The organism is Loktanella sp. Alg231-35, from assembly GCF_900143545.1.
GTDB lineage: Bacteria > Pseudomonadota > Alphaproteobacteria > Rhodobacterales > Rhodobacteraceae > Yoonia.
In genome coordinates this window covers 108,235-126,844 of sequence record NZ_FREV01000005.1, presented here as the reverse complement: position 1 = coordinate 126,844, position 18,610 = coordinate 108,235, and the positions used below count along the sequence as shown (strand labels likewise).

19 protein-coding genes are annotated in these 18,610 nt (G+C 59.1%); 5 read left to right on the top strand and 14 right to left on the bottom strand.

Features of this window, described 5'->3' with window-relative positions:
• Nucleotides 1-75 precede the first annotated feature (75 nt).
• The 8 genes from DHN10_RS13315 to DHN10_RS13280 form a co-directional block, all read right to left on the bottom strand.
• Nucleotides 76-723, bottom strand: a complete 648-nt coding sequence (locus tag DHN10_RS13315; RefSeq protein WP_108815838.1) for a glutathione S-transferase family protein — start codon at nt 721-723, stop codon at nt 76-78.
• Nucleotides 720-2,630 (bottom strand): acetyl/propionyl/methylcrotonyl-CoA carboxylase subunit alpha, encoded by a 1,911-nt coding sequence (locus DHN10_RS13310; protein WP_108816067.1) that lies wholly within the window; start codon nt 2,628-2,630, stop codon nt 720-722. Before DHN10_RS13310 ends, DHN10_RS13315 begins: the two co-directional genes overlap by 4 nt.
• 5 nt (nt 2,631-2,635) lie before the next feature.
• Nucleotides 2,636-4,198: a carboxyl transferase domain-containing protein gene (locus DHN10_RS13305; RefSeq protein ID WP_108815837.1), complete on the bottom strand. Its 1,563-nt coding sequence runs from the start codon at nt 4,196-4,198 to the stop codon at nt 2,636-2,638.
• Nucleotides 4,195-4,488: a hypothetical protein gene (locus DHN10_RS13300; RefSeq protein ID WP_108815836.1), complete on the bottom strand. Its 294-nt coding sequence runs from the start codon at nt 4,486-4,488 to the stop codon at nt 4,195-4,197. The genes DHN10_RS13305 and DHN10_RS13300 overlap by 4 nt, the downstream gene beginning before the upstream one ends.
• Nucleotides 4,485-5,009, bottom strand: a complete 525-nt coding sequence (locus DHN10_RS13295; protein ID WP_108815835.1) for a hypothetical protein — start codon at nt 5,007-5,009, stop codon at nt 4,485-4,487. Before DHN10_RS13295 ends, DHN10_RS13300 begins: the two co-directional genes overlap by 4 nt.
• Nucleotides 5,006-6,169: an isovaleryl-CoA dehydrogenase gene (locus DHN10_RS13290; RefSeq protein ID WP_108815834.1), complete on the bottom strand. Its 1,164-nt coding sequence runs from the start codon at nt 6,167-6,169 to the stop codon at nt 5,006-5,008. The genes DHN10_RS13295 and DHN10_RS13290 overlap by 4 nt, the downstream gene beginning before the upstream one ends.
• A gap of 82 nt (nt 6,170-6,251) precedes the next feature.
• Nucleotides 6,252-7,457, bottom strand: coding sequence for a DegT/DnrJ/EryC1/StrS family aminotransferase (locus tag DHN10_RS13285; protein WP_108815833.1), 1,206 nt, complete (start codon nt 7,455-7,457; stop codon nt 6,252-6,254).
• A 65-nt stretch (nt 7,458-7,522) separates the two neighbouring features.
• On the bottom strand, nt 7,523-8,188 hold the full coding sequence (locus DHN10_RS13280) for an HAD-IA family hydrolase (protein ID WP_108815832.1): 666 nt from the start codon (nt 8,186-8,188) through the stop codon (nt 7,523-7,525).
• A gap of 127 nt (nt 8,189-8,315) precedes the next feature.
• On the opposite strand from DHN10_RS13280, the gene glmU reads away from it, so the two are divergent.
• Genes glmU through DHN10_RS13265 form a run of 3 tightly spaced genes read left to right on the top strand, consistent with a single transcriptional unit; the run spans nt 8,316 to nt 12,166 of the window.
• Entirely contained in the window at nt 8,316-9,659 is a 1,344-nt protein-coding gene (gene glmU / locus DHN10_RS13275; protein ID WP_108815831.1) for a bifunctional UDP-N-acetylglucosamine diphosphorylase/glucosamine-1-phosphate N-acetyltransferase GlmU, read from the top strand.
• Between the two features lie 3 nt (nt 9,660-9,662).
• Nucleotides 9,663-11,486: a glutamine--fructose-6-phosphate transaminase (isomerizing) gene (gene glmS / locus DHN10_RS13270; RefSeq protein ID WP_108815830.1), complete on the top strand. Its 1,824-nt coding sequence runs from the start codon at nt 9,663-9,665 to the stop codon at nt 11,484-11,486.
• Nucleotides 11,483-12,166, top strand: a complete 684-nt coding sequence (locus DHN10_RS13265; RefSeq protein ID WP_108815829.1) for a DNA alkylation repair protein — start codon at nt 11,483-11,485, stop codon at nt 12,164-12,166. Before glmS ends, DHN10_RS13265 begins: the two co-directional genes overlap by 4 nt.
• Here DHN10_RS13265 and DHN10_RS13260 read toward each other — a convergent pair.
• Nucleotides 12,163-12,642, bottom strand: a complete 480-nt coding sequence (locus tag DHN10_RS13260; RefSeq protein ID WP_108815828.1) for a D-galactarate dehydratase — start codon at nt 12,640-12,642, stop codon at nt 12,163-12,165. The genes DHN10_RS13265 and DHN10_RS13260 overlap by 4 nt on opposite strands.
• Before the next feature lie 86 nt (nt 12,643-12,728).
• Between DHN10_RS13260 and moaA the strand changes: the two genes are divergently transcribed.
• On the top strand, nt 12,729-13,733 hold the full coding sequence (gene moaA, locus DHN10_RS13255; RefSeq protein WP_108815827.1) for a GTP 3',8-cyclase MoaA: 1,005 nt from the start codon (nt 12,729-12,731) through the stop codon (nt 13,731-13,733).
• A 95-nt stretch (nt 13,734-13,828) separates the two neighbouring features.
• Nucleotides 13,829-14,245, top strand: a complete 417-nt coding sequence (locus tag DHN10_RS13250) for a VOC family protein (RefSeq protein ID WP_108815826.1) — start codon at nt 13,829-13,831, stop codon at nt 14,243-14,245.
• A 72-nt stretch (nt 14,246-14,317) separates the two neighbouring features.
• Here the strand turns inward: DHN10_RS13250 and DHN10_RS13245 are convergent, their stop codons facing one another.
• The 5 genes from DHN10_RS13245 to argE form a co-directional block, all read right to left on the bottom strand.
• Nucleotides 14,318-14,503 (bottom strand): hypothetical protein, encoded by a 186-nt coding sequence (locus tag DHN10_RS13245; protein WP_108815825.1) that lies wholly within the window; start codon nt 14,501-14,503, stop codon nt 14,318-14,320.
• The gene (locus tag DHN10_RS13240) at nt 14,493-14,687 is read right to left on the bottom strand and encodes a hypothetical protein (RefSeq protein ID WP_108815824.1); all 195 of its coding nucleotides are present in this window, start codon (nt 14,685-14,687) and stop codon (nt 14,493-14,495) included. The genes DHN10_RS13245 and DHN10_RS13240 overlap by 11 nt, the downstream gene beginning before the upstream one ends.
• 168 nt (nt 14,688-14,855) lie before the next feature.
• Nucleotides 14,856-16,019: a M20 aminoacylase family protein gene (locus DHN10_RS13235; protein ID WP_108815823.1), complete on the bottom strand. Its 1,164-nt coding sequence runs from the start codon at nt 16,017-16,019 to the stop codon at nt 14,856-14,858.
• A 57-nt stretch (nt 16,020-16,076) separates the two neighbouring features.
• Nucleotides 16,077-17,417 carry an NAD(P)/FAD-dependent oxidoreductase gene (locus tag DHN10_RS13230; protein ID WP_108815822.1) on the bottom strand — a complete coding sequence of 447 codons (1,341 nt, stop codon included), beginning with the start codon at nt 17,415-17,417 and terminating at the stop codon, nt 16,077-16,079.
• On the bottom strand, nt 17,414-18,601 hold the full coding sequence (gene argE / locus DHN10_RS13225; protein ID WP_199910679.1) for an acetylornithine deacetylase: 1,188 nt from the start codon (nt 18,599-18,601) through the stop codon (nt 17,414-17,416). Before argE ends, DHN10_RS13230 begins: the two co-directional genes overlap by 4 nt.
• Nucleotides 18,602-18,610: the final 9 nt, after the last annotated feature.

Here is an 18,610-nt window from a genome sequence, read left to right as displayed (position 1 = left end):
AACCCGTCCTTCTTTTGTTCAAAAATATCTCGGGGGAGCGCAGCGGGGGCAGAGCCCCCTTCAACATTGGCCGCATCACGACACCTCCCAAGGCGGGTAAAACGACTGGGCATAAAGCGCCGGCGCATCAGGCAACGATGCCTTATACCCCGCCCGCGCCTCCAGCCGTGCGTACCACGCCGCGGCCTTTGGCAACGCATCCAAAGTCACGAAATGACGCGCCATATAGACCGCCTGCCCAACCCCGATGTCAGCGGCAGAAAACGACGACAGCAGATAGTCGCCCTGCAACCCCTGCTCCAGCGTGCGCAGCGTCTTGGCCAATCGCGCTGCCTCCAGCTTCATCACGATGGGCGAACGCATCGCATCATCATAAAGGGCAATATGCTGCTGGGTCAGGGCGGCGGTATGCTGCGATATCGTCTCGGCGAAATGGATCCAATTCAGAAATGCGGGCCATTCCGCGTGACTTGGGTCTCGACCCAAGCCCCTCTGTGGAAAGCGGGCGCAAAGGTATTCGGCAATCGCACCGCTTTCCGTTAGCACCACACCGTCTATTTCCAGCGTCGGCACACGGCCTGTGGGGTTAAGGCTGCGGTAGGGTTCCTCGCGCAGGGTCTTGTCGAACGGGTACTCCTGCATCTCAAAGTCAACGCCCAACTCATGCAGCAACCAAAGCGAACGCATCGAACGCGTTTGCGGACAATGATGCAGGCGGATCATGCCTCCGGCTCCAGGCTGACCATCAAGGCACCGGCGGTCACCTGATCGCCGGTTTGCACTGCCACGCTGGCGACAACCCCGTCGCGTGGGGCGCGCAAGACATGTTCCATCTTCATCGCCTCCAATACCACCAGACGGTCACCGGCCAGCACATCCTGTCCCGGCACGACCGCCACGTCGCGGACCAATCCGGGCATCGGGGCCAGCACCGTATCGCCGCCCGCCTGTGCGGCGGCGCGGTCCAACAGGTCAACCACGTCAAATGTCAGCGTTTCAGCACCAAAAACGGTCACGCGTGCGCCATGGCACACAGCAGCCTGCCCCCAATGCGCGCCACGCCAGTCCAACGACACCACATCTTCGCCGACCGAGACGTCACAACGCGCGGCACCGTGTACCGTCAGACGCGCCAAATGGGTCTCTTCGCCAAAACGCAGGGCAATGTCGCGTACCATCGGCTGCCACAAGGTGAACCCGGTCATTGGCGTCCGTGCAATATCAGCGGCAACCACCGCAGCTATGGCAATGTCGCGAACCGTCGGCTGCGGTGCGGCGCATAAAGTCTCGGCCTCGCGGGCAATCAGCCCGGTATCCACCATACCCGCAGTAAACCCCGTCTCGCGCGCCAAACGGCGCAGGAAACCCAGATTGGTCACCGTGCCGGCCACTTGCGTTGCATCAAGGGCCGCTGCCAATGAACGCAAGGCGGTGGCCCTGTCAGGACCATGCACCGTCACCTTGGCAATCATCGGATCATACCAAGGCGAAATCTCGGACCCGTCGCGCACACCGCTGTCAATCCGCGCCTCTGGCGGAAACACCAGATGATCAATCACGCCGGTTGCAGGCAGGAACCCCGCAGGGACATCCTCTGCATAGAGCCGCGCCTCAAAGGAATGGCCACTGATCCGCAACGCCTCTTGAGGCATCGGCAAGGGCTCACCGGCCGCAACACGCAACTGCCATTCCACCAGATCAACGCCCGTAATGGCCTCGGTCACCGGATGCTCGACCTGCAAGCGCGTGTTCATCTCCATGAACCAGAATCCGTCCGCGCGCAGCCCGTCGCTGCCATCCACGATAAACTCAACCGTGCCCGCCCCGGCATAGCCAATCGCCTTGGCCGCCATGACCGCCGCCTGCCCCATCGCGGCACGCACATCCTCAGGCATACCGGGTGCCGGTGCCTCTTCGATCACCTTTTGATGGCGGCGCTGGAGTGAGCAATCACGCTCAAACAGATGCACCGCGTCCGCGCCATCACCGAAGACCTGCACCTCAATATGGCGCGGACTTTCAATATACTTCTCGATCAGCACATCAGCATTGCCAAAGGCGGTCTGCGCCTCTGCCTGGGCCGAGGCCAGCGCCTCGATAAAATCCGCCACATCTTCGACCAAGCGCATGCCTTTGCCGCCGCCACCGGCGACAGCTTTGATCAACACAGGATAGCCAATCAGCGCGGCCTGTTTGGCCAGAAATCCGGCATCCTGATCCTTGCCGTGATAGCCCGGCACAACAGGCACCCCAGCCTTTTCCATCAGGGCCTTGGCGGCATCCTTGAGGCCCATCGCCCGGATCGCATCCGCAGACGGGCCGATGAAGATCAGGCCAGCCGCCTCGACCGCATCGACAAAATCAGGGTTCTCGGACAGAAACCCATATCCCGGATGGATCGCCTGCGCGCCTGTGTCCAAGGCGGCTTGCACAATCAGATCACCACGCAGGTAGCTGTCGGCTACGGGCGCTGGACCAAGGCGCACGGCCTCATCCGCCTGCACCACATGCAGCGCTTGGGCATCCGCATCGGAATAAACAGCCACCGTGCGGACACCCATCTTGCGGGCAGTCTGGATAACACGGCAAGCGATTTCGCCCCGGTTGGCGATCAGGATTTTATGGAACATCATCATCACATCCGAAACACGCCAAAGCGTGTCTCCTCTATCGGGGCATTGCAGGCCGCCGCCAATGACAGCGCCAACACCTCGCGGGATTTGCGCGGGTCGATTATGCCGTCGTCCCACAGCCGGGCAGAGGCATAGAGCGGGTGCGATTGTTCTGTGAACATATCAATGGTCGGCTGTTTGAAAGCGGCTTCCTCCTCTGCCGACCAATCGCCGCCTTTGCGTTCGATCGCGTCACGTTTCACCGTTGCCAGCACGCCTGCAGCCTGTTCGCCGCCCATGACCGATATCCGAGAGGTTGGCCAAGACCACATGAAATGTGGGCTGTAAGCCCTTCCAGACATGCCATAATTTCCGGCACCGAATGAGCCGCCGACAACCATCGTGATCTTAGGCACCTTTGTTGTGGCCACGGCTGTGACCATCTTGGCCCCATGCCGGGCAATGCCTTCGTTCTCGTACTTCTGCCCCACCATAAAGCCTGTGATGTTCTGCAAAAACACCAGCGGGATTTTGCGCTGGCTGCACAGTTCTACGAAATGCGCGCCCTTCTGGGCGCTTTCCGAAAACAGCACCCCATTGTTGGCGATGATCCCGCAGGGCCAACCATCGATATGGGCAAAACCGCAGACCAGCGTTTCGCCGAAACGTGCTTTAAATTCATCAAACCTTGAGCCGTCGACAATACGCTTGATCACCTCGCGAATGTCGTAGGGCGTGCGCAGATCGGCGGGGATCACATCAAAGAGTGTCGCCGGATCAAGCGCGGGAGGTTCAGGACGTAACCGTTTGACTTCAATTGTGTTATCAAGTGCGCAAGACGCTACAGCCTGCCGCGCCAGCGCCAGCGCATGGGCGTCATCCTCGGCCAGATAATCGGCCACACCGGACAGGCGCGTATGCACGTCGCCACCGCCCAGATCCTCGGCCGAGACCACCTCTCCGGTGGCCGCTTTCACCAAGGGCGGTCCGGCCAGAAAGATCGTTCCCTGCTCGCGCACAATGATCGAGACATCGGCCATCGCGGGCACATAGGCCCCACCTGCGGTACAAGAGCCCATGACCACAGCGATTTGCGGGATGCCTTTGGCGGACATCTGCGCCTGATTATAGAAGATGCGACCAAAGTGATCACGGTCGGGGAACACCTCGTCCTGATTGGGCAGGTTCGCCCCGCCACTATCGACCAGATAGACGCAGGGCAGATGGCAGGCTTCTGCGATTTCCTGCGCTCTCAAGTGTTTCTTGACCGTCAGGGGGTAGTAAGTACCTCCCTTCACAGTGGCGTCGTTGCAGACGACCATGACTTGCTGACCGTTTACGCAGCCCACACCGGCCACTACTCCGGCGCAGGGGGCAGCCCCGTCATACATGCCGTGGGCCGCCGTCGCGCCAATTTCCAGAAACGGACTGCCGGGGTCCAGCAAGCCAGCCACACGGTCGCGGGGTAACATTTTGCCGCGTGACACATGGCGCACACGCGATGCCTCACCGCCGCCCAATGCTGCGGTTTGGGCGGCTTGCGCAACATCGGCCAAGGCTGCTTCGTGTAGGGAACGATCACTCATGCACCTGGTCCTAGCGGTTGGGGCAGCGCTTCACCACGCGGCCCGGTGAAATATGTCGTGGTCAAACCAAAGGGATGGACACAGTTGATCACCATACGAATAGCGTCATCTGGATGCGGGGTTGCTGCGCAATCGGTGGGGGATGCACCGGTCGGGGCGATCTCAAGATAGGCCGCAGCATAGCGGTTGATAATCTCGGTGTCCGAGGGGGGCTGGCCACGCTGCCAGCCAAGGTAGGCGGCAAAGGCGATGAGGGCCGCGAGGGGGAGGAAGATGTATACGCGTCTCACGAAACACCGCTTGGAATGATGTTAAACGCAGAATACAAATTGGTAGCGCCTGCGATCAGACAAATTAAAAACAACAATACTATTAGATGAGGCAGCCAAAACGTCCAACCCATCCATTTATTGACTCGCGTGTTGGAAGCCTTCAGCTTCAATAAATCGGATGGATCGTCCAAGAATTCGCGTTTATGAGATGATCTGATATTGATGCGCTCAATTTCATAGATTTGATCCCAAGCCAATTCATGCAACATCCAGTTGATATGGATCAAGTAGTTCCCGACAAGCGCCAAAAGCACTGCGCCTGCAAAGAATAGTCCGGCGTCGTATGCGGCCGCGATCTCGACATCGGCCGATAACCCAACCATCGCTGGGATGAAAAATAGCCCACCTCCTGCAACGAGAAATGCATTCTTTGCGACAAGTAAGCCATACTCATATGCGCGAGTCGAAGCACTTAAGCCATGTGTAGTGTAGCGCCAACGCGCATCGTCCATAGCGGTCTTGAAGTTCTCTTCGCTCATCCCATCGCCCCCATCATCTCGCGGCCCACAAGCATCCGTCTAATCTCTGACGTCCCTGCCCCGATCTCCATCAGTTTGGCATCGCGGAACAGCCGCGCGACCGGCGCGTCATTCAGGAAACCCGCCCCGCCCATCGCCTGCACCGCTTGGTGGGCCTGTTTCATCGCTTCCTCGGATGCATACAAACAACAGGCCGCCGCATCCTGACGCGTCACTGTGCTCCGGTCGCAGGCCTTTGCCACCTCATAGACATAAGCGCGCGCAGAGTTCATTGCCGTATACATATCCGCAATCTTGCCCTGCATCAGTTGAAAGTTCCCGATGGATTCGCCGAACTGTTTGCGGGTGCTGATATAGGGCATCACCTCGTCCAGACAGGCGGCCATAATGCCCAGCCCGATGCCCGCCAGCACCACCCGTTCGTAATCAAGGCCAGACATCAAAACCCGCACGCCTTTGCCCTCTTCGCCCAGCACGTTTTCAAACGGCACCTGCACGTCATCAAAGATCAGCTCTGCGGTGTTAGACCCGCGCATGCCCAGCTTGTCGAAATGCGGCGAGGTGCTGAACCCGGTCATTTCCTTTTCGATCAGAAACGCCGTGATCCCTTTGGAGCCTGCATCAGGGTCGGACTTGGCATAGACCACCAGCGTGTCGGCGTCCGGCCCGTTTGTGATCCAATATTTGTTGCCATTCAACCGGTAGTGGTCGTTGCGCTTTTCGGCCCGCAAGGACATTGAAACAACGTCGGATCCGGCCCCCGCCTCTGACATCGCCAGCGCGCCAACGTGATCGCCCGATATCAGGCGCGGCAGGTATTTCGCTTTCTGTTCGTCAGTGCCATTCAGTTTGATCTGATTGACGCAAAGGTTGGAATGCGCCCCATAGGATAGCGAAACCGAGGCGCTGGCCCGCGCGATTTCCTCAACCGCGACCGTATGCGCCAGATAGGACATGCCTGCCCCGCCGTATGTGTCATCAACGGTCACACCCAGCAGACCCAGATCACCCATTTCTTTCCAGAGCGGTGCGGGGAATTCGTTGCTGCTGTCAATCTGCGCTGCCATCGGCTTGACCCGCGTTTGCGCCCAGTCATGCACCATATCGCGCAGCGCATTCACATCTTCGCCCAGATCGAACTGCATGGACGCATGAAACATTGGGGGTCTCCAATTTAATTGAACGATCGTTCAATAATAGGACACCCACCCTGACCCTGTCGAGTCATTTTCGCACAGCATCTTATTCGGTCACCGCAGTTCCCTGATATACCGCCGACACCTCGGCCTTGATGATCCGGGCAAGCAGCGCGCAATCCTCGTCGCTAAAGGTCAGCGGCAAGCGCATGTCGATCACACCTGCCAGCACGCGGTCGGACGCGGGCATCGGTTCAGAAGGCGCATAGCGCCAACTGTCATAGCGCGAGGTAAAGCCTGTGGGCTCTGCCCCTCCGAACCATTTCAACTCGACCCCGCGCGCCGCACAGCGCCCCAGCACGTCGGCCACAGCCGCTGCGTTCCAATCCAAAAGCAGGAATTGGAATGATGAGGCCACAAATTGTTCTTTGTCGGGGCGCGGGATCAGACGCAGGCCGGGGGTATTGGCCAAACCATCCTCCAACACGCGATACCGCGCGTTCCAGCGTGCCGCCTGTGTGCCAAGATCGCGCAATTGCGGGCGCAGGATCGCGGCCCGCAAATTGTCCATGCGGCCAGAGATATTGGGAGTTTCAAACTTGATCTGAGCAAATGTTTCCAAAGGCGGCGCGGCCCGGTGTTTTTCAAACAGCATGTAACTGCCCGAAAGCATGATCGCGCGTGCCATGTCTGCGGGATCATCTCCGATCAGCAGGCCACCTTCGCCCGAATTGATGTGTTTATATGTCTGTGTGGAATAGCAGCCAAACCGCCCCCAGCGCCCCGAAGGCACACCATCCCAAGCGGCCCCCATGGTATGGGCGCAATCCTCGATCACGGTCACACCTGCGGCATCACACAGCGCCATCAGCCGGTTCATGTCACAGATATGCCCGCGCATATGGCTTAGCAGCAGCACTTTTGCCTGATCCAGCTTTGCCGCCAGATCATCGAGATCAATCACCAGATCCTCGGTCACGCCGACAAAGACCGGCACGCCACCCACCGCCGCAATCGCGCCGGGGACCGGGGCCAACGTGAACGCATTGGTCAGCACCCTGTCGCCGTGCCCGACACCACAGGCGCGCATTGCCGTTGTCATCGCATAGCCACCAGAGGCCACGGCGAGGCAATATTTCGCGCCGACACTGGCTGCGAATTCCTCTTCCAGTCGTGCGGCTTCGGAAACTTCATCCCCGCTGGTGTTGTAGCGGTGCAGACGCCCCGATTGCATGACAGCATTGGCCGCTGCGATCCCTTCATCAGGGATCGGTTCTTGCTGGGTGAAACTGCCTTGGAAACGCTCTGTCATGGGAGCAAAATGCGCGGCCTGCGCCCTGTGGTCAACGGTCCAGATGGCCAGACAGATAGGTCCAATTAGCCAATCAAACGGCTGACCACATCGTCCAGCTCTTCGTAGCTGTCAATGGTTGCTTCGGGATCAAGTGCCAGAACATCCTCGCGCCCCGGTCCAAAGGTCACCAGCACGGACGGCACACCTGCGTTGCGCGATGTATTGCGGTCAGTCGCGGTGTCACCCACCAGCAGCGACCGGCGGGGGTCGCCACCGGCACGGCGCACCGCCTCAAAGTGATGTTCGGGGTCCGGTTTGCGCACGGGCAGTGTATCTGCCCCGATCAGCGAGGCAAAAGCGTCGCGCACCCCAAGGCTTTGCATCAAAGTCTCGGCCAGCCCTTCGGGTTTGTTGGTGGCGATGCCCACAGCGTAGTCAGCACTTTGCAGGCGCGCGACCGCCTCCATTGCGCCGGGATAAAGCACCGTGTGCGTGTCGATATTGGCACCATATGCGGCAAGCAGCGCGGGGTATTGCGCATCAACCTCGGTCTGCCCAAAGCCATCAACCCGCGAAAAGCCAAGGGTCAGCATCGCGCGCCCACCCTTCAGGGCTGTGCCTGCATCCTGCGCGGGGTCAAGCAGATCACCCAACCCCAACCCGCGAAAACAAGTATTCGCCGCAGCAATCAAATCACCGCTGGTGTCGGCCAAGGTCCCATCAAGATCGAAAATCACCGTGCGCTTCATCGGGCACCCTTTGCATCATGTCCTTGTCTTTCTGTAACGCCATGTAAACTGATGTGAACCCCCAAACACTTGTGATAATCGCAAAGGGCGGTAGAAGGCTGGCAAAACAACAAGGTTCGAGGCGGCAATGGCGATTGCATTGATCATATTGGGCGCGGGCATGGGCACGCGTATGAATTCCGATCAGCCCAAGGTGCTGCACCCCATTGCGGGCGCGCCCATGCTGGTTCACGCGATGAAGGCCGGGGCCTCGCTTGAGCCTGCGAAATCCGTTGTTGTGGCAGGCCACGGGGCCGCCGCTGTAGAAAAGGCCGCTCTGGCCTATGATCCCGCAGCGCAGGTGGTGATCCAGTCAGAGCAATTGGGCACTGCTCATGCCGTCGCCCAAGCGCAGCCCGCCCTTGATGGGTTTGAAGGCGATGCGCTGGTGCTTTATGGCGACACACCCTTTATCCGCCCTGAAACGCTTGCTGCTATGACAGCCGCGCGGCTGACACATGACATTGTCGTGCTGGGGTTCGAGGCGGATGATCCCGGTCGCTATGGCCGGTTAATCATGCAGGGCGATCAGTTGGATCGCATTGTGGAATTCAAAGACGCATCTGATAAAGAACGCGATATAAATCTTTGTAATAGCGGTGTTATTTCTGCAAAATCATCTGTTCTATTCGATCTGATCGACGCTGTTGGCAACGACAATGCCGCTGGGGAATACTATCTGACCGATATCGTGGGCATTGCCCGTGACCGCGGATTGAAGGCAACGGTTGTACGTTGCGCAGAGGCCGAAACGCTTGGCATTAACTCTCGCGCTGAACTTAGCGGGGCCGAGGCGCTGTTTCAAAGCAATGCCCGTGCCGCTGCACAGGCTGACGGTGTCACGCTGGCAGCTCCTGACACGGTTTTCTTTGCCCATGATACCGTCATCGGCCGCGACACGGTGATCGAACCCAATGTGGTTTTTGCCCCCGGTGTCACGGTTGAAAGCGGTGCGACGATCCGCGCGTTTTCGCATCTGGAAGGCTGCCATGTGTCGCGCGGTGCCGTTGTTGGCCCCTATGCCCGCCTGCGCCCCGGTGCAGAGCTGTCCGAGAATGTGAAGGTCGGCAATTTCGTAGAAATCAAGAACGCCCAGATCGCTGAAGGGGCCAAGGTCAACCACCTGTCCTATGTGGGCGACGCGACTGTTGGCGCGCGCAGCAATCTTGGGGCGGGCACGATTACCTGCAACTACGATGGCGTATTCAAGCATCACACAACGATTGGTGAGGACGCCTTTATCGGGTCCAACACCATGCTGGTTGCCCCAGTGACGGTGGGTGACGCGGCGATGACCGCCAGCGGTTCAGTGATCACACGCGATGTACCGGGTGGCGATCTGGCCGTGGCCCGCGCCAAGCAGGAAAACAAGCAGGGCTTTGCCGTGCGCCTGTTTGAAAAACTCAAATCCAGAAAAGCAAAAGGGTCTTAAGCCATGTGTGGGATTGTTGGTGTATTGGGTGATCACGAAGCTGCCCCTTTGTTGGTAGAGGCCCTCAAGCGGCTTGAATATCGCGGCTATGACAGTGCTGGCATTGCGACGATCAATGACCAGCGCCTTGACCGGCGGCGGGCGGTTGGCAAACTGGTGAACCTCTCTGACGCGCTGGTCCATGATCCGCTGGCGGGTAAGGCGGGTATTGGTCACACCCGCTGGGCCACGCATGGCGCACCCAATGTCGGCAATGCACACCCGCATCGTGCCGGTGGTGTGGCTGTTGTGCATAACGGGATTATCGAGAACTTTCGCGAGCTGCGCAGCTTTCTGGCCGATCAGGGCGTGGGCTTTGAAACGGACACCGACACAGAAACTATTGCGCTACTGGCCAATCACTATCGCGATCAAGGGCTTAGCCCGCGTGACGCGGCCCAGAAAACCATTGCCCGGCTCGACGGGGCTTATGCGTTGTGTTTCCTGTTTGATGGCGAGGATGATCTGTTGATCGCCGCGCGCAAGGGGTCGCCATTGGCCATCGGCTATGGCGAAGGTGAGATGTTTGTAGGCTCTGACGCCATCGCACTTGCCCCCCTGACCGACCGGATCAGCTATCTAGAAGAGGGCGACTGGGCCGTCATCACCCGTACTTCCGTCGAAATTCGCGATACCAACGGCACAATCGCCAACCGGGCGATCAAAACCATCCAGATCGACACAGCGCGCGTCGATAAGGCCGGGTACAAGCACTTTATGGCCAAGGAAATCGCCGAACAGCCGGTCGTGCTGCAAGGGGCCTTGGCGCATTACATCAATGCAGGTGGTGATGCCGTCACCCTGCCCGATCCGGGGTTGGATTTCAGTAAAATTGAACGGCTGACCATGGTGGCCTGCGGCACGGCGTTCTACGCCTGTCTGGTGGCCAAATACTGGTTTGAGCAGCTTGCGGGCATCCCGGTTGAGGTCGATGTCGCGTCCGAGTTCCGCTATCGCGAACCACCCGTGACCGCAGGCACGGTCGCCCTTTTCGTCAGCCAATCCGGCGAGACGGCAGATACTTTGGCCGCCCTGCGTTATATGGAAGGCAAAGCCGACAAGATCGTGTCGGTCGTCAATGTGCCTGAAAGTTCCATCGCGCGCGAAAGCGATCTGCCCTTGCCGATCCTTGCCGGAACCGAAATTGGCGTGGCCTCGACCAAGGCCTTCACCTGTCAGCTGACCACCCTCGCAATCCTTGCGTTGGATGCTGCCAAACAACGCGGCAAAATCAACGATGCGACACTGGTGCAGATGCTTGCCAACCTGCGCGGCCTGCCGGGGCTGATGAACCAGGCGCTGGGGATCGAGGATAAAACCAAGGCCGTGTCCGCCAAACTGGCCGAGACCCGCGATATTCTGTTTCTGGGGCGCGGTGCGATGTATCCTCTGGCGCTTGAGGGCGCATTGAAACTGAAAGAAATCAGCTATATACACGCCGAAGCTTATGCATCTGGCGAACTCAAGCACGGGCCTATCGCCCTGGTGGACAAACATGTGCCGGTGATTGTCATGGCGCCTCGCGACGGTCTTTTCGACAAGACCGTTTCAAACATGCAAGAGGTCATGGCGCGTGGTGGCAAGGTGCTGTTGATCACCGATCACAAAGGTGCAGAAGAGGCTGGTGCCGGTGTCTGGGACACGATCATCATGCCAGAGATTGACCCGTTTCTGGCCCCCATTCTTTATGCGATCCCCGCACAATTGCTCGCCTATTACACAGCCGTTGCCAAAGGCACCGACGTGGATCAACCCCGCAACCTTGCCAAATCGGTGACAGTCGAATGACCCCCAAAACAGCCATCGCCCAACTGCGCACCCTTGGTGACGCTGAAAAAGCCGCCGAGATGCACCGTTATCACAAGATCGACCGCCCTTATCTGGGTGTCGCCAACCCCGTGATTGATGCTCAGGTCAAGGAATGGCGGGCGGCCGTGGACCTTGATGAACGGCTGGCACTCGCCAAGGGCTTGTGGAAAGGCAATACCCATGAAGGGCGCGTCGCGGCCGCCAAGCTGCTGACACAAGCGCGGATCAGACCGGATGATGCGGACGCGTGGGAATTGATCGTGTCCTGGGTGCCCGACTTTGATGCTTGGGCGGTGGCAGATCATGTAAGTATCGCAGGTCAGAAACGTCTGGTTGCCGATCCAAGTCGGTTGGATACCGTCGAAACCTGGATCACGTCAGATCACATGTGGACCCGCCGTGCCGCCCTTGTCATGACATTGCCATGGACCAAACAGAACAACCCCAAACCTGACGATCTGGCAATCCGCGACCGGGTACTGGGCTGGGCTGCAACATACGTCACAGACCACGACTGGTTTATTCAAAAGGCGATTGCATGGTGGCTACGCGAGTTATCCAAGCATGACCCCGACCGGGTGCGCGGCTTTCTGGCCCAGCATGCGGATGTCATGAAGCCATTTGCAGTCAAAGAGGCCGGGCGCAAGCTGCCCGGCTAAGGTGCGACTGCAAACACCGTCAATTCCGGCAGACCTGTCAGCGGTGCCGCGATCAGGCGCATCGCCGCAAGGCTGATCTGACTACCTGATCCGGCAGCCCCACCCGATGGGCGCAATTCGACGTTGATCGATTTCCCCTGATAGTCAATCCGACCCGGTGTCAGCGCTGTTACCAAAGGTGTCTCCAACCAGATGCCCGGCTGTGCAGGCGGGCCTAATGTGGCAATTGTTGTGCCCAATGCGCGGTCACCCGCGGCTGTTTCGGTTATCACAGCGGCGTCGCGCTCTTCCTGACTGGTGGTGTCAAACTGCTCTTGCGTGACCGCATTTGCAGGGGGCGCCGGTGGTGGCGTTGGGTTCAACGTCGGTGCAGGTGCTACGGCAGGTGCGGTTGGCGCAGGGCCAAAGATGCCTTGGAACGATGGCGTGGTGCAGGCCGACAGGGCCGCGACGGGCAGGATCAGGATCAGTCTCATGCCCCTACCCTATGTCGGCGATTCTCGGGGTGCAACGGGGCTGATGCGCCTTGCGCGCCGCTCCGCGCGCACATAGGCTCACGTTTATGACACAGCCACTGATCGACCCATTTGCGCGCGCCATCTCGTACCTCCGGGTGTCGGCGACGGATCGCTGCGATTTTCGCTGCGTTTATTGCATGTCCGAAAACATGACGTTCCTGCCAAAGAAAGAACTGCTCACGCTCGAAGAGTTGGACCGCATGTGTTCGGCCTTTGTCCGCCTTGGCGTGCGCAAGCTGCGCATCACCGGGGGCGAACCTTTGGTGCGCCGCGAGATCATGACATTCTTTCAGGCAATGTCGCGGCATCTTGAGGCAGGCACACTGGATGAATTGACCCTGACCACCAATGGCAGTCAGCTGGCGCGCTTTGCCGATGATCTTTATGCCGCAGGCGTGCGGCGCGTGAATGTCTCGCTTGATACGCTGGATGAAGGCAAATTCGCAGACATCACCCGCTGGGGCCGCCTGCCGCAGGTGCTGCGCGGTATTGATGCTGCCCAAAAGGCGGGGCTGCGGGTCAAGATTAACACTGTGGCCCTCAAGGGCTTCAACGAGGACGAGTTGGAAACGCTCACCGATTGGTGTGCGGAACGCGACATGGACCTGACCTTTATCGAAGTCATGCCGATGGGTGATTTAGGTAATGAAGATCGGTTTGGGCAATATTGGTCACTCAAGGATCTCCGCGCGCGGCTCGCTGCGCGTTCCGAGCTGACAGATTTGCCAGAAAAAACAGGCGGGCCAGCGCGTTATGTCCGTGTTGAAAATACCGGCCAGAAGATCGGGTTCATCACCCCGCTGAGCCACAATTTCTGTGAAAGCTGCAACCGCGTGCGGATCACCTGTACCGGCGAGATTTACACCTGTCTGGGTCAGGAAGGCCATTCCGACCTGCGCGCACCCCTGCGCGCGTCAGAGGCGGACGCAGAGTTGGAAGACGCCATTCGTGCGGCCATTGCGCTGAAACCCAAGGGGCATGATTTCGACTATTCGCGCCAACAGGTTGATGGGCAGGTCAGCCGACATATGTCGCACACCGGCGGGTAAATATTTGAAACGATTCTCGGTTGGTATCTACTGTGGCATACCGCAGATAGGCAAAGGCGCTGCCAACACCAAACATCAGCGAAAGGCCTCTGAGAATGATTGCTTATGTGACCGTTGGCGTTGATGACATCAAACGTGCCGAACGCTTTTACTCGGCCTTCCTGCCAAGCCTCGGCTACGGGCTGGAAACGTATCATGGCGACCTGAGTTATGCGCTACCGGTAGCGCCGGGGCAGTCTCCCGTTCAGCCAGAGTTCTACGTCAAAGCACCCTTTGATGGACAAGGCGCTTCGGCCGGGAACGGGGCGATGGTTGCGTTTGAGGCGGGTAGCCAAAGCGAGGTTCGCGCGCTTCACGCCGCGGCACTGGCCGCAGGCGGTTCTGACGAAGGGCAACCGGGCTTTCGCGCCTCATATGGGGCGCATTTCTATGTGAGTTACCTGCGCGACCCACAAGGCAACAAGATCGCATTGTTTTCTAGCAACCCAAATGAGCCGGGGCGAGATGGGTAACACCTACGCGGCTGACCATTTGCGCCATAGGGTCAATGGGCGGGTCAGTCGGCATATGTCGCATAGGGGCGGTTAACCAGAAGACGGGCGCTGCCGGTAGTCGGTTACTTGCGCGGAAGCCTGCGGGTCGGTGACATCTTCACCCATGCGCAGTTGCGCCTCTTGCCCCAAACGGTCAATCAGATCGCCGCCAACAGGCGCCAATGTCGCAGTCCCGGTATCTAGCGGCGTAGCACCTTTTTTATGATCATTCGCCATAGCCGATCCCCACGCGCAGCGCTGTGATCGCTGTCATCAGGGCGAAAACGATCGCACCGCCGAGGCCATAAGCCGTCGCCGCCAGCAAAAGATCGCCCCAAAGCTGAAGCGTGAGCAGCGAAAGCATGGCCGCGCCGAGGATGGAAAGCAAAAGGCAGGCGACAAACGTGACATCGGTATTCATGACAGTCCTCTGGGAGGTGAAGAGTGCCCAATGCCTAATTCGAACCCACAGGTTGTGCCTATGGGAATAAGCGCGCGGTGTTCCCCAGTCGTAACGTCACTTTCGCGGTGTCTTGACGCCTAAGATCAGGCGAATCGCACGAAACGGCGCTCGTGGGTTTCCCCCACCCTACGCGGCTGGCATCCGTTGTTCGACAATCTCTGCCCACCAGCTGCATCCGGCGGGGATGGCTTCATCGGTGAAATTGTATTCTGGGTGATGCACTGACGCCGTATCGCCATTGCCAACCAAAATATAGGCACCGGGGCGTTCTTCGAGCATGAAGGCAAAATCTTCGCCACCCATCACAAGGGGAGCATCCGCGCAATCGCCCGAGACCGATTTGGCAACGGCTGCTGCAAAATCGGTCTGTTCTTCGCTGTTCACCATCACAGGGTAGCCGCGCATGTAGTTGACATCGGCGGTCGCGCCAAATGTTGCTGCTGTGCCATTGGCGATTTCAACCAGACGCTTTTCGGCCAGATCACGCGTTGCCGCCGACAGCGTCCGCACAGTGCCGCGCAGTTTCACGGTTTGCGGAATGACATTGTGGGCTTTGGACGACGTCTCAAAGCTCGTGACTGAGACGACGACTTGTTCAACCGGGTCCACATTCCGGGAGGCAATCGTTTGAAGCGCAATCACGATATGGCTGGCCACAACGGTTGTATCGATTGTTTCCTGCGGTTTGGCAGCATGGCCGCCCTTGCCTTCGATCACCATCTCGAACTGATCTGCGGCAGCAAAAAACGCACCGGGCCTAATCGCAAAACTGCCCACAGGTTTGCCGGGCCAGTTGTGCATGCCGTAAACCTCTTGAATGCCCCAGCGGTCCATCATGCCGTCATCGCACATCTCTTTGCCGCCACCGCCGCCTTCTTCGGCTGGTTGGAAAATGACCACAACCGTCCCATCGAAATTGCGCGTCTCTGAGAGGTATTTCGCGGCCCCCAAAAGCATCGCCGTGTGCCCGTCATGCCCGCAGGCGTGCATCGCACCATCAACTTTTGATTTGTAATCAAGGCCCGTCTGTTCGTGGATCGGCAGCGCATCCATATCGGCGCGCAGCCCGATGACCTTGCCGGACGTATCCGTCTTACCTTTGATCACGGCCACAACGCCCGTGCGTCCGATCCCGGTTGTGACCTCATCACAGCCAAACGCCGCGAGTTTCTCTGCCACAATGGCAGACGTCCGGTGCGTCTCGAACAGGACTTCAGGGTTTTCGTGCAGGTCATGCCGCCATGCGGTGATTTCCGGCAGCAGTTCGGCAAAGCGGTTCTTGACGGGCATACGAGGACCTCTGGTTTGATTGGTTCAAGGCGAGCATAACCCGAATTGGCCGGGTTACTAGAGGCTGGGTCCGGGCAAAAGCCGACTGCCATCGTAAAAACGTGAGAGGCGGAACCGCGTCAGGTCGTGCCCTGCCCCCTGCCCTGTGGCCAGCGCTGCCGCGACGCGCCCCATTGCGGGTCCAATACCAAAGCCGTGTCCTGACATGCCAGTACAGATCGTCAGGCCGGGCAACGCGTCGCACCTATCAACCACCGGCACGATGTCAGGCATCGTATCGATCATGCCCGCCCAGGCGGTGTTCACCTTTGTTGCGCCCAGTTGCGGGAACGTCGCGCTGAAATCCTGTGCGAGCCGCGCAACGCGGGATGCATTGGGCGCCGGGTTCAGAATGCGCTGGCGCTCAAACGGGCTGACGGTATCTCCGGACCAGCGGCGTTTGATGCCCCAACTGTCGGGATAGTCGCGCGGGGCCGCAGGCAAAAGCCGCGTGCCAAGCGGATCTTTGATGAGCTGCCCGGCATAGCGCGGCAAGGCGCGCACTGCATCAGGCCCGATGAAAAGTTCATGAAATCCTGACGGGGCCAGCGTGTAGCCGCCATCCTCGCGCCGTCGCCATGCAAGCCTGCCGTCCACAGCGCCTCCGGGGTGGATGTCGGGCATTGGTGCGGTTTGCACGACGGTCGCCCTGACGGATAGCTGCGGGATGGCCACTCCGTGACGGCGCAAAAACAGCGACGACCACGCGCCGCCGGCCAACACAACGGAGCGGGTCTTGATCGTCCCTGTTTCGGTGACAACGCCAGTGATGCGCCCGCCCTCTGTGTCTAGCAAACGCACAGCGCAGTTTTCGATAATCGTCGCACCCGCCGTTTGTGCGGCTTTGGCGCAGGCAGGAACCGTTATCCAGGGTTCGGCACGCATGTCGGACGGTGTATAGAGCGCGCCTTTCCACTGATGTGCCGCAGCGGGCATCAGGTCTGACACATCCTTGGCCGAAAGCATCCTGCTGCTCACCTGATAGGGTGCCGCACCATCCAGCCAGTCCTGATAGCGCGCCAGATCATCGCCAGTGTCAGCCAGATAAAGCGTGCCGGTCTGGCGCAAGCCGATATCACCTGTTGCTTTGGCAATCTCTGGCCACATGCGCTGCGCCTCAAGCACAATTGGCAGTTCGGCCAGATCGCGCCCCTGCGCGCGGATCCAGCCCCAGTTGCGCGAGGATTGTTCGCCCGCGATACGTCCCTTTTCCAGCAGAACCACAGGCGTGCCAGATTTGGCCAGCTCCCACGCGGTCATCGCCCCGATGATGCCGCCGCCGATCACCACCACTTCGGTCGTTTTTGGTAGATCACCGCAAAACGCTGGCGGCAGACCTTCGTGGATCGGGAACGTCATGCAGCAAGCATATCTACCAGACGGGCGATAAACGCCTCGCCTTGCTGGAATTGGTCAACGCTCACAAATTCGTTTGGTTGATGGGCCTGTGCGATATCGCCGGGTCCACAGATCACAGCAGAGTATCCGCGCTCCTGAAATTGTCCCGCTTCAGTGCCGTAGCTGACAACATTGCTGGCGTTTTCGCCGGTCAATTGCCGCACCAGTGATTCGGCCTTGCCTTGATCTTCGGGCACGAGGCCGGGTACGTGGAAATATTGCTGCGCGTCGATGCCTGCCTCGGGGCGGACTGCTTTCATCTCGGCCTCAAGTGCTGCGACTTTGGCCATGAAACGGGCCTGCCATGCCGCGATATTCTCGCCCGGCACAAGCCGGAAATCAAAGCCGAAACGGCAGTCTTTGGCGGTGATGTTATGGGCAGTGCCGCCGCTAATCGTGCCAACATGCAGTGTTGTATATGGCGGCACGAAATCAGCCGCCAGTTCGCTGATCGGCTTGGCTGCGTTTTCGTCGTTCACCTCATTGGCCCAGTTGATCAGCTTTGCGGCCATCATGACCGCGCTGACGCCTGTCGGGGCGAGTGAGGAATGCACCTCAAACCCTTTGAAATGCATGTGGTAGCCGATGCCACCCTTGTGGCCAGTCACGATTTTCATCATCGACGGCTCGCCCACCAGTACCGTATCGGCGCGCGGCATGCCCATGCTGACCATGTGGTCAATCATGGGTGGGGCGCCAGTGCAGCCGACCTCTTCGTCATAACTTAGCGCGATTTGCAGCGGGCGTTCAATGCCCCGCTCAAGCGCCAAGGGCACCGCGGACAACGCAAGCGCATCAAAGCCCTTCATGTCACAGGTGCCCCGACCATAAAGCCTGCCATCGCGTTCGGTCACCTTGAAGGGATCTGTATCCCAGGCCTGCCCGTCCACAGGCACCACATCGGTATGCCCCGACAGGACAACGCCGCCGTCTACCTCCGGCCCGACATGGGCATAAAGGGCGGCTTTGGTGCCGTCTTCGTTGGGCACGCGGGTCGATTTGACGCCAAGGTCACTTAGATACTCCTCAACAAAATCAATGAGTTCAAGGTTGCTATCGCGACTTACTGTCGGAAATCCGACAAGACGATCCATCAGGTCTCTGGCGGTCAGGGGCATTGGCGTCCTTTCAAGCGTGGCTGGCATTCGCGCATC

What these genes read in the sequence shown, in the direction of transcription:
- DHN10_RS13315 (WP_108815838.1), bottom strand. Translation starts at nt 723, where the DNA reads ATGATCCGCCTGCATCATTGTCCGCAAACGCGTTCGATGCGTTCGCTT.
- DHN10_RS13310 (WP_108816067.1), bottom strand. Translation starts at nt 2,630, where the DNA reads ATGTTCCATAAAATCCTGATCGCCAACCGGGGCGAAATCGCTTGCCGT.
- DHN10_RS13305 (WP_108815837.1), bottom strand. Translation starts at nt 4,198, where the DNA reads ATGAGTGATCGTTCCCTACACGAAGCAGCCTTGGCCGATGTTGCGCAA.
- DHN10_RS13295 (WP_108815835.1), bottom strand. Translation starts at nt 5,009, where the DNA reads ATGAGCGAAGAGAACTTCAAGACCGCTATGGACGATGCGCGTTGGCGC.
- DHN10_RS13290 (WP_108815834.1), bottom strand. Translation starts at nt 6,169, where the DNA reads ATGTTTCATGCGTCCATGCAGTTCGATCTGGGCGAAGATGTGAATGCG.
- DHN10_RS13285 (WP_108815833.1), bottom strand. Translation starts at nt 7,457, where the DNA reads ATGACAGAGCGTTTCCAAGGCAGTTTCACCCAGCAAGAACCGATCCCT.
- DHN10_RS13280 (WP_108815832.1), bottom strand. Translation starts at nt 8,188, where the DNA reads ATGAAGCGCACGGTGATTTTCGATCTTGATGGGACCTTGGCCGACACC.
- glmU (WP_108815831.1), top strand. Translation starts at nt 8,316, where the DNA reads ATGGCGATTGCATTGATCATATTGGGCGCGGGCATGGGCACGCGTATG.
- glmS (WP_108815830.1), top strand. Translation starts at nt 9,663, where the DNA reads ATGTGTGGGATTGTTGGTGTATTGGGTGATCACGAAGCTGCCCCTTTG.
- DHN10_RS13265 (WP_108815829.1), top strand. Translation starts at nt 11,483, where the DNA reads ATGACCCCCAAAACAGCCATCGCCCAACTGCGCACCCTTGGTGACGCT.
- DHN10_RS13260 (WP_108815828.1), bottom strand. Translation starts at nt 12,642, where the DNA reads ATGAGACTGATCCTGATCCTGCCCGTCGCGGCCCTGTCGGCCTGCACC.
- moaA (WP_108815827.1), top strand. Translation starts at nt 12,729, where the DNA reads ATGACACAGCCACTGATCGACCCATTTGCGCGCGCCATCTCGTACCTC.
- DHN10_RS13250 (WP_108815826.1), top strand. Translation starts at nt 13,829, where the DNA reads ATGATTGCTTATGTGACCGTTGGCGTTGATGACATCAAACGTGCCGAA.
- DHN10_RS13245 (WP_108815825.1), bottom strand. Translation starts at nt 14,503, where the DNA reads ATGGCGAATGATCATAAAAAAGGTGCTACGCCGCTAGATACCGGGACT.
- DHN10_RS13240 (WP_108815824.1), bottom strand. Translation starts at nt 14,687, where the DNA reads ATGAATACCGATGTCACGTTTGTCGCCTGCCTTTTGCTTTCCATCCTC.
- DHN10_RS13235 (WP_108815823.1), bottom strand. Translation starts at nt 16,019, where the DNA reads ATGCCCGTCAAGAACCGCTTTGCCGAACTGCTGCCGGAAATCACCGCA.
- DHN10_RS13230 (WP_108815822.1), bottom strand. Translation starts at nt 17,417, where the DNA reads ATGACGTTCCCGATCCACGAAGGTCTGCCGCCAGCGTTTTGCGGTGAT.
- argE (WP_199910679.1), bottom strand. Translation starts at nt 18,601, where the DNA reads ATGCCAGCCACGCTTGAAAGGACGCCAATGCCCCTGACCGCCAGAGAC.